This window comes from Bacillus cereus group sp. N12, from assembly GCF_016483575.1.
In the GTDB taxonomy this organism is placed as follows: Bacteria; Bacillota; Bacilli; order Bacillales; family Bacillaceae_G; genus Bacillus_A; species Bacillus_A toyonensis.
Genome location: NZ_JAEHBO010000014.1, coordinates 82,507 through 95,246 on the forward strand (window position 1 = coordinate 82,507; position 12,740 = coordinate 95,246).

The following is a 12,740-nucleotide window of genomic DNA, read 5'->3' on the forward strand; positions in this document are numbered from 1 at the left end:
GGGAAAAGGATTATGATGAAACATGTTTTTCAAAAAGGAAAAGATACTTCAAAACCAGTGTTGTTATTACTTCATGGTACGGGCGGTAATGAACTAGATTTATTACCACTTGCAGAAATAATTGATCCGGGAGCTTCGGTATTAAGTGTTCGTGGAAATGTATTAGAGAATGGGATGCCACGTTTCTTCCGTAGATTAGCAGAAGGTATTTTTGATGAAGAAGATTTAATTTTCCGTACGAAGGAGTTAAATGAATTTTTAAACGAAGCGGCAAAAACATATGAATTTGATAGAAATAACATTATAGCTATCGGTTATTCAAATGGAGCTAACATTGCAGCGAGCTTATTATTCCATTATGAAGATGCGTTAAAAGCTGCTGTTCTTCATCATCCAATGGTGCCTAGAAGAGGAATCCAATTGCCTAATTTAGCAGAAACAGCGGTATTTATCGCAGCTGGGACAAATGATCCAATTTGTGCGCCTTCTGAGTCAGAAGAATTGAAGACGTTATTAGAAAATGCAAACGCTAATGTAACAATGCATTGGGAAAATAGAGGGCATCAATTAACAATGGGTGAAGTAGAAAAAGCAAAAGAATGGTATGACAATACAGTATTATAGAAGGAAATAAAAAAGAAGCATTTGCTAATCGTTAGCAGATGCTTCTTTTTTATTTAAGACTGGATTGCAAGATGGGATGAAGAAAGTGGTAATTGAATATCAACGATGGTACCTTTGTTTAGTTCACTTGAAATGTGTAATTTACCATGGTGCTCTTCAATTATTTTGTAACACATCATGAGTCCTAGGCCGGTACCTTTTTCTTTTAAACTATAAAATGGTTCACCTAAACGTGATATACGATCTTCTGGAATGCCACAGCCTTCGTCAATTATACGAATTACGATGAAATTATTGTCTAACGATTTGATTTGAATGAAAATATTACCGCCATTTGGCATCGCTTCTATTGCGTTTTTTAATATGTTAATAAAAACTTGTTTTAATTGATTACCATCGCATTGGATGTCATGTTTATGGTTAAAATGATCCATAATAATATGGACGCTATGCATGATGGCAGTCGGTAAAAGAAATGTGACTACCTCTTCAATTAAAGTTTGTATGTTGTAAGTTTGAACGGATAAAACTTGAGGTTTAGACATCGCCATAAATTGACTCGTAATGGATTCCATTTGTGATATTTCACTTAGCATAACATCTACATACCATTTATTCTCCTCATTTATTTCAGGAAGTAGCAATGTTAAAAAACCTTTTAGAGAAGTGAGTGGATTTCGAATTTCATGGGCAATTCCAGCTGTCAGTTGTCCAACTACGGCGAGCTTTTCTGATTTCCGTAATAATTTTTCAGTCTCTTTTAGCTCGGTAACGTCCCTTCCCATCACGATAAGGCCTTTACGGGAACCGTCAGGATGATAAAGAGGGACTTTTGATATACTTAAGATGAGGTCGAAATCATCTCTGTGTATAATAAATTCCTCCCCGTGAAGAATTTGTCTTTGCTGCCATGCTAGTTCATCTACTTCTTCACAGTGTAAAAAAGCTTCTCGGTACGCTGCATTATATTGGATGAGTTCACTGTCCTTTTTCCCGTGATAAGGTACATGATGGAAATTAAAGCAGGAAAGTGCATAGTCATTTGCTTCAAGCCAGCGACCTTCATGATCTTTAAATATAACAAACGCAGGCATTGCATTCATTAATGTACGTAATCTTTTCTCGCTTTCTTGTAACATTTTTTCGATTCTTTCTGATTTTTCAAGAGGTTTCATAATCGCATAGACACCTGTTAGACGATGTTGGACAAAAATAGGAACTAGTTTTGTTACGACGTCTAATAAGTAGCCATCTTTATGATAAATAGATAGGATATACTCTTGCTGATTGTCTGCTTCGGTATTCTTTATATATTGTAATACTTGCTCAGAAATATGAGCTTCTAAAATAGAGATAATGTTTTTCCGTTCTAATTCTAAAGAAGTGTAGCCTAGTATTCTTTCTGCAGAAGGATTGATATGTAGAATAATTCCCTCTAAATTCAATGAAATAATACTATCAGGATTATGTTCGAACAGAGATGCGTACATTTCTGCTAAAGAACGATCTTGTATATGGTTTCGCAAACGTCCAGAAATGTTCGGATGACGTTTTCTTAGAGTTGATGAATATTTTTTACGACTCATAATATTTCCTCCGTACAACTAGCATCTAAAAGATTTGTCTAATAATAACTATAATATAGATGTAATGTGTATTTCTATAAAAAATGGAAGTTACAGAAAAAAATTTGTTTTCTTTATTTTTTGCAAAAGGAATATAAGGTGGTAATAAGGGAAGCTTATATTGTTTTATAAAGTTTTTGTAAGTTACAGGGGTGTGTTTTCTTTATAATATTAGAATAGAAGAGGGGGAGAGAAAATGAAAAGTTATATTCAAGGAATCGATCATGTACAAGTAGCTGCACCTGTAGGGTGTGAAGAAGAGGCACGTGCATTCTATGGTAAAAAAATTGGTATGGAAGAAATTCCAAAGCCAGAAGAGTTAAAAAAACGAGGTGGATGTTGGTTTAAGTGTGGGAATCAAGAAATCCATATTGGTGTGGAACAGAATTTTACACCAGCTAAAAAGGCACATCCAGCTTTTTATGTGACTCAAATTAATGAATTTAAGCAAATGCTTATAGAACAAGGGATTGAAGTGATTGATGATCATGCCCGGCCAGATGTGATTAGATTTTATGTGTCTGATCCATTTGGAAATAGAATTGAATTTATGCAAAATAAAGACTAGGTGGCTTCCCACCTAGTCTTTAACCTCTTCTGAAAAGCCCTAATACTTCTACAGTTTCTGTAATATTAACGAACGCATGCGGATCAATTTCAGAAATTGTTAGTTTCATACTTGCTAATTCTTCACGAGAAACGACTGTCATAAGTACACGTTTTTTCTCGCTTGAATAAGCACCTTCTCCATCAAGTAATGTAATACCACGTACAACAGTTGAAAGAAGCTGTTTTTTCATTTTTTCCGCTTCATTTGTTACAATCATAAGTGTAACTTTACGATGTTTCGTATGAACAGCATCAATTACTTTACCAGTTACATAAATTGAAAGTAAACTTGTAAGTGCAACATCCCAAGTGAAGAAGAATCCTGCAATTACTACAACGACTGCATTTAAAACAATAAGGAATCCACCAAGTTTAATGTCACGTTTACGAGATAACAACATACCGATAATATCAAATCCACCAGTGGATCCATTACAATTAAAAACAAGACCAATACCAGCTCCGGCAATAACACCTCCGAAGATAGATGATAAAAGTGGATCTGTTGCTACGATTTTTACTGGAACGTAGTATAATGCAACAGATAATACAATTACAGAGATAACTGTGTTAAAAATTACTTTTTTTCCAAGACCTATGTATCCTAAAATAAGGATAGGTAAGTTTAATACGAAGTTAATAATACCTGTGTTTACAGGAGTTACAATCCCTAAAATAATAGCAATTCCGCCAATTCCACTACTTAAAATTTTGTGGGGGATAAGGAAAAGATTAAAGGCAATCGCAATAATAAAAGAACCAATAATAACACCGAGAAATCTGATCATCTTTTTCCCGTCCTTCACTAAAAAATTCATATTATTTCAAGATTATATATGATATTGAAAGTTTTGGGTAAAAACAGTTTATTTCGGAAAATTAGATTAATCGAAACAATTTGATTGTTTTGTAATTTGAAAGGGGATACAGAAATGAGGATAACGACTTATCAACAAAAAAGCCCGTTGAAGCAAGAGTGTGAGGATTCTTATTTTTGTAATGAAGACAAAAATATTTATGGTGTATGTGATGGTGCAACACCGCTCGTTCCGTTTCGTGACGAAAAGGAACATAATGGAGCATACATCGCTTCACATTTATTTGCAAGACATTTTACTTCATTACGGGAAAATCTTAGTTTACAAGTCGCAGTTGCAAGAGCAAATGAGTTATTGCAGAACAAGATGCTAGAATATAAGGTTGATACGAGAAAAAAAGAGCATTTGTGGTGTACATGTATTGCAGCAGTTCAAATAAATGGTGAGAAAATTGAATATGCGCAGTTAGGGGACTGTATGATCGTTGCAATTCTTCAAAATGGAACGATGCAAGTAGTAACGAAAGACACAGTTAAAGGAATTAGTAAACGAGCTAAAAAGAAGAGAGAAGAAGATCGTAAAAAAGGTTTATTTGTGCCAGAAGAACATGTTTTTCAAGATGTTCGAGAACAGTTAAAATACAACCGTTATCTTGCAAATATGGAGGGCGGGTATTCCGTTGCAAACGGAATGAAAGAAGCCATCCATTATTTACAACACGGTGAATTACATATAGATGAAGTGAGTGGGATTTTTATTTGTTCAGATGGGTTATTTCATCCAGATTGGTCACTCGAACAAACTGTTGCATATATAAGAAAGAATAGTATAAACGAATACGTAGCAATCATTGAAGAGTTAGAAGGGAAAAAGAGAATAAGGCCAGATGATAAGACAATTATTATGATCGATTTTTAAGAGGAGGAAGTTCATATGGAAATTAAATGTGTAAATTTAATATTTCAAGATGAGTTAGTTCCTTTAGGGAAAGTAAATAAACTTATTATTCACCATACGTCAGAAGATGGATGGGATGTGTATAAAACACATGAATTTCATCAAACTGTAAGAGGGTGGAGCGGGATTGGTTACAATTATTTTATTGAAGAGGACGGAACGGTAATTGAAGGAAGAGGGTTACATATTGGAGCACATGCGAAAGACAATAATCGAGATACAATTGGAATATGTATGACGGGTAATTTTGATAAGTATGATCCAACTACTGCACAAATGAATGCATTATATTCTTTATGTAAAATGTTTATGAAACAGTTTGCTATAAAGAAGGAAAATATACTAGGTCATAGGGAGCTAGTAGGAGTAACAAAAAGTTGTCCTGGAAATCGTTTTTCTATGGTAGAGTTAAGAAAAATAGTATCTTAAATATAGAGGAGTAACAAATGATGATGAATATAAAAATACCAAATGATAAAAAAGAAGAGCTTGTAGCACAAATTCAGCAATTCTTCATGGAAGAAGATTTAGATGAAATTGGACGTTTCCAAGCAGAACGTTTAATAGAAGAAATGATAAAATTAGTTGGTCCATTTGCCTATAATCAAGCAATTGGAGATGCAAGAAAGCTTGTAAGCGAGAAATTAACGAATATTGAAGAAGATTTGTATGTGTTAGAGAAGAATGAAGGGAAATAAAAAAAGAGCCGAATGGCTCTTTTTTTATTTGTCTTCTTTATGTTCTTTATACTCGTGTGCTTTTTCTTTTACATTACCGACAGTGCTTTTTGCATTGCCTTTTATTTTATCCCATTTTCCTTCGGCTTGTAATTTTTTGTTATCCGTTACTTTCCCGACAACTTCTTTTACTTCACCTTTTACCTTATCAATGGCACCTTCTACTTTTTCTTTTAAACCATGATCATGCTTTGTCATACATTTCTCCTCCTTGTAGTTTGATTAGAATTCTCTTTTCATATTGCAAGTTGAATGATGTATCTAATAATAGCGTAAGAAATCTAGTTTGAATATTCAAATGATTAATAGGATAGAAAAGGAATTGTCAAACAATGTATAAAATTGTAATGGAAAGAGAAAGAATGTTAATTACATGTCTTTTGCAGTCCATATTGATTTTGTATAAGCGATTTTCAAATGAGCGCGTTCCATATTATTTTGACTACTACTACCGAACCTTGCTTGTCCAATTATTAAATTACAATCGGATTTAATAGCTGCCTCAATTCTTTTTTGAATTAATGTAGTGTGACAGCCTATACGCTGAAATTCTGGCAAAGTAGCAGAAGCAGCTAATGATGCAATTCCCTTATTTATATATAGGACACCAATGCCCGCAGGAATATTTTGAACTTCTGCTATGAAAAAATACCAGCCTGGTTCATTGTAAAGAATTTCGTTATTTTGACGTACACCATCCTTTGTAAAGGAAGGCATATTAAATCCGCGTACATATATGTCTGCAAAAATATCAAATTCATTTTTTTTTAGTTGGCGCACTGAAATGTTAGAAGGAATAAGGGATGGATCTTCTTTCGGTATACTATATAAAGCGGTATGGAAGCTAGATTGATAAAAACCTTTTTTTGATAAGTATTGAAATAGTTCAGCTGTACCTTGCGCTGGTGTAATTTCAAAACGGCAAGGGATTTGTAGTGATTCATAATAAGAGATGATTTCATCTATCGCATCTGTATTTGTATATGTAATGCCTTTTACTGTATTAAAAGCAGGACCAGTAATTACTTTTGATGAAAAGGCAGTGGCACTCCCGAAATTTTTCATTTGTATTTGCATTGGATTTCCGCTTATTGCTTGTAGTAGCGCTAATCTAGAAGAGAGCATATCTATTTCTGCGTTTTCAATTTCTTGTGCTACATTGAATGTCATAATCATACTCATAAGATTCCTCCGTCAATTAATATAGTTCATAGTACATATACGATTTTTATTCTGAGATTCCTGTTGAAATGTAAGAGAATAAGAGGTTTTTTGGAAGGGAAATGGAAGTGAACTGTCGAAGGGAAGTGGAAACAGATTAAAGGTGGTGCTCTCATGAAACAGAAAGACGTGCAGACATGCCCTAATTGCGGCTCTCAAAACATAGGAGAAGGTGAGTTTATCGGTTATGCACAAATACGGAAAAAGGAAACGATGTTCACATCTTCACCAGTAGATGCTTATATTTGTACAGATTGCGGGAATATCCTTTCATTGAAGGTACGGAATTATGAAAAGTTTAAGCAGAAGCCGTTATGATTGTTGAGAGGTGGTCATATCCAGCGTTGTATACGAAACATCTTATATTACGGAGAATTAATATGAGTGATATTTTACATATATATGAGTATGCCTCAGATAAAGAAATGTCAACGTATACTGTATGGGATGCTCATCAATCGTTACATGACACACAAAAATATATAGAAGAAATTGTGAGTCAATATGAAAAAGAAAAAGTAGCCCCCCTTGGAATTGTATTAAGAGAGGAACAAAAACTCATAGGGACTTGTGGATTTATAAAATATGATGTAATTGAACATAAAGCGGAAATTGCATACGCCTTATCACGAAAATATGGGGGTAGAGGATTAGCTACTGAGGCGGCGTCAGCTTTTTTTAGCTATGGTTTTAATGAGTTACGTCTTAATAGTATTGAAGCAGGATGTAATTCAGAAAATGAAGCATCTGAAAAATTAATGAAACGTTTGAATATGGAATACGAATGTACAATTCAAAAGGATTTGTTCATTAAAGGTAAGTATCGTGATACGAAAAGATATTGTATATCTAGGGAAAGATATATGAATCAATGAAATATTTTATATTGAAAACTCCTTTAATTTAATAAGGGGGTTTTTATTTTTTTATAACAATAATTACCTTTAATTGTTATAATTGGTTATTGAAAGGTATTGTGTTTCTTAATATCACAATTATAGAAGAAAACTAGCTAAATCGTATAGAAAACCTCTATATAACATGATCGCAACCGTAAGTTGACAAAGTGCAACCGCAGGAAGATAGAGATAAAGACAATGTTTACATACAATTTAGTTAAGAAAATAAAGGGGGACACACATATGGGATTTGGTGAAAAGCTTTTTAAATTAAGAAAGGAAAAGGGTCTTTCTCAAGAAGCGTTAGCTGAGAAACTAAACACGACAAGGCAAGCAGTTAGTAAATGGGAAAACGGTCAAGGTTTTCCTGAAACTGAAAAGTTAATAATGATTGGAAATGTATTTGAAGTCTCTCTTGATTACTTATTAAAAGAAACTGCCGAGCAAAGTAATGAAAAGGAAAATGGTTATTATGTAAGTAAGGAAATGGCGGAAGGGTATGTAGTGTATGGACAAAAAATTTCTAAATATATCGCATTAGGATTTAGCTTGCTTATTTTATCTACAATACCGTATTTATTATTTAAAGAAAATGCAACACTGTCTACATTCCTTGTCATTATCATTGCGGTCCTTGGAATTGGAGCAATGATGGTACCTGTAACACTAGAAGAGAGTCGATACAATGTATTAAAAAAGGAAGAATTACTGTTTGATCAAAACTTTCTAAAAGAATTGACAAAAAGATATGCGACTATTAAGAAGAAGTATGCAGCAGTAGTGATCGTTGGATTTTGTTTTATCGCAGCAGGAGCAATACCATTTTTATTTGAGAAAAAACGAATCACGTCAGGAGAGCTCGTGCAGTATTACCCTTATTGTGTTGTACTTATTGCTATTGGAGTTTATCTTTTTGTTCGTGTGTTAGGCGTGTTAGAGACGTATCGAATTTTAGTAGAAAATAAAGAATATAGTAATCGTTTTATCTTTAAACTCAAAAAGAAAGTAAGAAAAAAGGTAGATAGTTTATAAGCAAGAGAAAAACGTGTTTTGGATCATTGTATTCAAAACATGTTTTTTATTGTTCTGAATTATTTCCAAAGAAATAATTCAGAAAATACAGAAAAATATCGTAATTATTTGTAGAAGTCTGTTATAATATACGAAAATGAAAACGCTTTAAAGGGAGGCTGTAAACAATATGATGATGAATGTACCGCTAACAATTAGTTCTATGATGGAAAGAGCAGAGAGACTGTTTTCGAAGAAAGAAATTGTTTCACGGACACATGATACAGTTACAACGTTAACGTATAAGCAGTTAGGGGAAAGGACGAGAAGACTTTCAAGTGCGCTAAAAAAATTAGGAATAAAAGAAGGCGAGCGTATAGGAACGTTAGCGTGGAATCATCATCGACATGTGGAGGCGTATTTTGCTATTCCAGGTATTGCTTCCGTTTTACACACAATTAATATTCGTTTATCTCCTCAACATATTTCATACATTATTCAGCACGCAGAAGATCGCATTCTACTTATAGATGAAGATCTCGTACCACTCGTTGAAAATATTCAATCACAATTATCAACTGTACAAGCCTACATTATTATGACTGATAAAGATGAACTTCCAAATACTACGCTAGAACCTGTATATCATTATGAAAAGTTATTAGAAGAAGGCGATCCAAATTTCCAATTTGTAAAAGATATTGATGAAAATACACCTGCTGGTATGTGTTATACGTCAGCGACTACAGGAAACCCAAAAGGTGTTGTATATACGCATCGTAGTACTGTATTGCATTGTATGGCACTTGGTTTAGCGGATACAGCTGCTTTATCGGAAAGTGATGCGGCGATGGCAATTGTACCGATGTTCCATGTGAACGCTTGGGGGCTTCCTTTCGCTGCTACTTGGTTTGGAACAAAACAAGTTCTTCCAGGACCGATGTTTACGCCAAAAATTTTATTAGAAATGATTCAAGCTGAAAAAGTAACGATAGCAGCAGGTGTGCCGACAATTTGGCTCGGTGTATTACAAGAGTTAGAAAATAATAGTTACGATTTATCTAGTATAACGAGAATATTATGCGGTGGTGCAGCTGCACCGAAAAGCGTTATTAAAGCATTTGAGCAAAAATATAATGTTCCTTTCGTACATGCATATGGTATGACTGAAACGAGTCCACTCGTAACGCTTGCACGTTTAAAAAGTTATGAAACAGAATTATCATATGAAGAGCAATTAGAAATCCGCTCCAAACAAGGATATCTTGTACCTGGTGTAGAGATGAAAGTAGTCGGTACAAATGGTGAAGTGAAGTGGGATGGTACGGAGATGGGAGAATTATGTTTACGAGCACCTTGGATCGCTGAAAGCTATTATAACGATGATCGTACTGCCGAAGGATTCCGTGACGGTTGGTTATATACTGGCGATGTCGTTACAGTTGATGAGGAAGGCTGCGTGAAAATTGTTGATCGTACGAAGGATGTTATTAAAAGCGGGGGCGAGTGGATTTCTTCAGTCGATCTTGAAAATGCTTTAATGGCACATGATGCTATATTTGAAGCGGCTGTCGTTGCAATTCCTCATCCGCAGTGGCAAGAACGCCCAGTTGCCTGCGTTGTTCAAAAGAAAAATAGTACGGTTACAAAAGAAGAAATATATGAGTTTTTAAAACCGCAGTTTGCGAAGTGGTGGTTACCAGATGATATTGTATTTATGGAAGAAATACCGAAAACATCTGTTGGAAAGTTTTTAAAACAGGCACTTCGAAAAGAACTTGAGCATTTGCATAAAGAGAAATAACAGAATTGTCATTTGTAAACTTACATTAATTTATGGTTGACAAAAGAAAAGTAGGAAGATAATATAACTCCTATAATATGTTATCTAAAAACGATTTTAAGTTTACAAATAGGAGAAGCAAATATGAATACAAAAAATTTAGTTTTCGTCGCTTTATTTAGTTCTATTATGGGAGTGTTAGGGTTAATACCTCCAATTGCTCTTTCTATCACACCAGTTCCGATTACATTACAATCACTTGGTGTTATGCTTGCAGGTGGCCTGTTAGGATCACGTCTTGGGGCATTAAGTCAGCTCGTTTTCTTACTTATAGTTGGAGTTGGAGCACCATTACTTGCGGGTGGACGTGGGGGTCCAGGTGTATTTGTTGGACCAAGTGCAGGATATTTACTTGGTTATATCGTTGGAGCGTTTGTAATTGGATATTTAATTGAGCGTTTACGTGAAGTTTCTATTATAAAAGTATTATGTATTAATATAATTGGTGGTATTTTCGTAGTTTACGTATTTGGCATTACTGTACAAGCTTTCTTAATGGATGTTTCTGTATGGGAGACAATGAAAGTGAGTGCTGTGTTTTTACCAGGGGATTGCATAAAAGCAATTATTGCAGCAATTCTCGTGACAAAATTACATCGTTCATTGAAACACATTATTACGCCCGCTTTAAAGAATGAAAAATATACAAATGCGGGATGATAAAGAGAAGAAACACGTTCATTACGTGTTTCTTTTTGTTATTTTGTAAAGAAAGGACATCTCAAATGGGGATTATAAAAGAATATAAAAAGCATGCCTCTTTACAACCGAATAAAATAGCGATAAAGGAAAATGATAGAGCTTTAACATATAAAGAGTGGTTTGAATCAGTTTGTAAAGTAGCAAACTGGTTGCGCGTAACAGAATCGAAGAATAAAACAATAGCAATTGTATTAGAAAATCGTATGGAGTTTTTACAACTATTTGCGGGTGCTGCTATGGCTGGGTGGGTTTGTGTACCATTAGATGTGAAATGGAAAAAGGATGAGCTAAAAGAAAGACTAGCAATTAGTAATTCGGATATGGTTGTGACGGAAGGGTATAAGTTAAATGATATTTTAGATGAAGAAAGAAGAGTATTTGCAATTGATGAATGGAAACAAATAATAGAGAACTACCTTCCTAGAGATTATCTCGGAGAAAATGTACAAAATGCCCCTTTTTATATGGGGTTTACATCAGGATCGACTGGAAAGGCAAAAGCATTTTTGCGTGCACAACAATCGTGGGTTCATAGTTTTGATTGTAATGTACATGACTTTCATATGAGAAAGGAGGATTCTATTTTAATAGCTGGAACGCTCGTTCACTCTCTTTTCTTATACGGCGCAATAAGTGCATTATATGAAGGACAAACGGTGCACGTTATGAGAAAGTTTATTCCAGATCAAGTGTTGGATAAGTTAGAGACTGAAAATATTTCGGTCATGTATACAGTACCAACAATGCTGGAGTCTTTATATAAAGAAAATAGAATAATAGAAAATAAGATGAAAATTATTTCGTCAGGAGCAAAATGGGAAGCTGAAGCGAAAGAAAAAATAAAGAGTATATTTCCTTATGCAAAAAAATACGAATTTTACGGTGCATCGGAACTAAGTTTTGTAACAGCATTAGTCGATGATGAGAGTGAAAAAAAGCCAAATTCAGTAGGGAAACCCTGTCATAATGTGCAAGTTCGAATATGTAATGAAGCAGGAGAAGAAGTACAGCTAGGTGAGATAGGAACAGTTTATGTGAAAAGTGATCAGTTTTTTATGGGATACATATTAGATGGTGTTTTAGTTCCAGAGCTAACTGAAGAGGGCTGGATGACAGTACATGATGTAGGCTATCAAGATGAGGAAGGGTTTATATATATAGTTGGTAGAGAGAAAAATATGATTCTATTTGGTGGAATTAATATTTATCCAGAAGAGATAGAAAGTGTGTTATATACGCATCAAGCTGTTGAAGAAATTGTTGTTGTTGGTGTAAAAGATAGTTATTGGGGTGAAAAGCCTGTCGCTATCGTAAAAGGAAGTGCTACGAAGCAACAATTAAAGAGCTTTTGCTTACAGAGATTATCCTCTTTTAAAATACCGAAAGAATGGTATTTTGTAGATGAAATACCTTATACAAATAGCGGGAAAGTAGCCCGCATTGCAGCCGAAAGTATAGTTAGAAATCAGGAGAAGATACATGAATAGAGCAGTTATTGTAGAGGCGAAAAGAACGCCCATTGGTAAGAAGAATGGGATATTGAAAGACTATGAAGTTCAGCAATTAGTAGCACCACTTCTTTCATTTCTAGGTAAAGGAATTGAGAGGGAAATAGACGATGTTATATTAGGGAATGTTGTTGGACCAGGGGGTAATATTGCAAGATTATCTGTTTTAGAAGCAGGACTTAGTTA

Annotated in this window: 16 protein-coding genes; 12 read left to right on the forward strand and 4 right to left on the reverse strand. The window is 34.4% G+C overall.

What is annotated here, in order from left to right; translation table 11 throughout:
• The first annotated feature begins 12 nt into the window (after nucleotides 1-12).
• Nucleotides 13-624 (forward strand): alpha/beta hydrolase, encoded by a 612-nt coding sequence (locus tag JDS92_RS10290; protein WP_000975464.1) that lies wholly within the window; start codon nucleotides 13-15, stop codon nucleotides 622-624.
• A 53-nt stretch (nucleotides 625-677) separates the two neighbouring features.
• On the opposite strand, the gene JDS92_RS10295 is transcribed toward JDS92_RS10290, so the two are convergent.
• Nucleotides 678-2,210 (reverse strand): BA3702 family sensor histidine kinase, encoded by a 1,533-nt coding sequence (locus tag JDS92_RS10295; RefSeq protein ID WP_016108908.1) that lies wholly within the window; start codon nucleotides 2,208-2,210, stop codon nucleotides 678-680.
• A 235-nt stretch (nucleotides 2,211-2,445) separates the two neighbouring features.
• Here JDS92_RS10295 and JDS92_RS10300 point away from each other — a divergent pair, with 235 nt between their 5' ends.
• Nucleotides 2,446-2,817, forward strand: coding sequence for a VOC family protein (locus JDS92_RS10300; RefSeq protein WP_000844356.1), 372 nt, complete (start codon nucleotides 2,446-2,448; stop codon nucleotides 2,815-2,817).
• Between the two features lie 19 nt (nucleotides 2,818-2,836).
• On the opposite strand, the gene JDS92_RS10305 is transcribed toward JDS92_RS10300, so the two are convergent.
• Complete coding sequence (locus tag JDS92_RS10305) at nucleotides 2,837-3,646, reverse strand: YitT family protein (protein WP_000617799.1); 810 nt, start codon at nucleotides 3,644-3,646, stop codon at nucleotides 2,837-2,839.
• 144 nt (nucleotides 3,647-3,790) lie between these two features.
• On the opposite strand from JDS92_RS10305, the gene JDS92_RS10310 reads away from it, so the two are divergent.
• The 3 genes from JDS92_RS10310 to JDS92_RS10320 are packed head-to-tail and all read left to right on the forward strand — an operon-like array spanning nucleotide 3,791 to nucleotide 5,331.
• Nucleotides 3,791-4,594 (forward strand): protein phosphatase 2C domain-containing protein, encoded by an 804-nt coding sequence (locus tag JDS92_RS10310; RefSeq protein ID WP_001223366.1) that lies wholly within the window; start codon nucleotides 3,791-3,793, stop codon nucleotides 4,592-4,594.
• A gap of 15 nt (nucleotides 4,595-4,609) precedes the next feature.
• Entirely contained in the window at nucleotides 4,610-5,062 is a 453-nt protein-coding gene (locus tag JDS92_RS10315; RefSeq protein ID WP_000402959.1) for a peptidoglycan recognition protein family protein, read from the forward strand.
• A gap of 17 nt (nucleotides 5,063-5,079) precedes the next feature.
• Nucleotides 5,080-5,331 (forward strand): DUF2164 domain-containing protein, encoded by a 252-nt coding sequence (locus JDS92_RS10320; RefSeq protein WP_002039315.1) that lies wholly within the window; start codon nucleotides 5,080-5,082, stop codon nucleotides 5,329-5,331.
• A 24-nt stretch (nucleotides 5,332-5,355) separates the two neighbouring features.
• Here the strand turns inward: JDS92_RS10320 and JDS92_RS10325 are convergent, their stop codons facing one another.
• Together JDS92_RS10325 and JDS92_RS10330 are read right to left on the reverse strand one after the other, a co-directional pair.
• Nucleotides 5,356-5,568 (reverse strand): CsbD family protein, encoded by a 213-nt coding sequence (locus tag JDS92_RS10325; protein ID WP_000160404.1) that lies wholly within the window; start codon nucleotides 5,566-5,568, stop codon nucleotides 5,356-5,358.
• A 171-nt stretch (nucleotides 5,569-5,739) separates the two neighbouring features.
• Nucleotides 5,740-6,552: a hypothetical protein gene (locus JDS92_RS10330; RefSeq protein ID WP_000061814.1), complete on the reverse strand. Its 813-nt coding sequence runs from the start codon at nucleotides 6,550-6,552 to the stop codon at nucleotides 5,740-5,742.
• A gap of 153 nt (nucleotides 6,553-6,705) precedes the next feature.
• Here JDS92_RS10330 and JDS92_RS10335 point away from each other — a divergent pair, with 153 nt between their 5' ends.
• The 7 genes from JDS92_RS10335 to JDS92_RS10365 form a co-directional block, all read left to right on the forward strand.
• Complete coding sequence (locus tag JDS92_RS10335; protein ID WP_000810202.1) at nucleotides 6,706-6,909, forward strand: hypothetical protein; 204 nt, start codon at nucleotides 6,706-6,708, stop codon at nucleotides 6,907-6,909.
• On the forward strand, nucleotides 6,906-7,466 hold the full coding sequence (locus JDS92_RS10340) for a GNAT family N-acetyltransferase (RefSeq protein ID WP_142313861.1): 561 nt from the start codon (nucleotides 6,906-6,908) through the stop codon (nucleotides 7,464-7,466). The genes JDS92_RS10335 and JDS92_RS10340 overlap by 4 nt, the downstream gene beginning before the upstream one ends.
• Before the next feature lie 267 nt (nucleotides 7,467-7,733).
• A complete protein-coding gene (locus JDS92_RS10345; RefSeq protein WP_000505607.1) occupies nucleotides 7,734-8,522 on the forward strand; it encodes a helix-turn-helix domain-containing protein in 789 nt (262 codons plus the stop codon).
• A gap of 169 nt (nucleotides 8,523-8,691) precedes the next feature.
• Complete coding sequence (locus tag JDS92_RS10350; RefSeq protein ID WP_199631906.1) at nucleotides 8,692-10,305, forward strand: long-chain fatty acid--CoA ligase; 1,614 nt, start codon at nucleotides 8,692-8,694, stop codon at nucleotides 10,303-10,305.
• 123 nt (nucleotides 10,306-10,428) lie between these two features.
• Nucleotides 10,429-11,004: a biotin transporter BioY gene (locus JDS92_RS10355; protein ID WP_097958426.1), complete on the forward strand. Its 576-nt coding sequence runs from the start codon at nucleotides 10,429-10,431 to the stop codon at nucleotides 11,002-11,004.
• 65 nt (nucleotides 11,005-11,069) lie between these two features.
• Nucleotides 11,070-12,533: an acyl-CoA synthetase gene (locus JDS92_RS10360; RefSeq protein WP_097958424.1), complete on the forward strand. Its 1,464-nt coding sequence runs from the start codon at nucleotides 11,070-11,072 to the stop codon at nucleotides 12,531-12,533.
• On the forward strand, nucleotides 12,526-12,740 hold a 215-nt coding region (locus tag JDS92_RS10365), incomplete at its 3' end, for a thiolase family protein (RefSeq protein WP_472926309.1). The genes JDS92_RS10360 and JDS92_RS10365, both read left to right, overlap by 8 nt.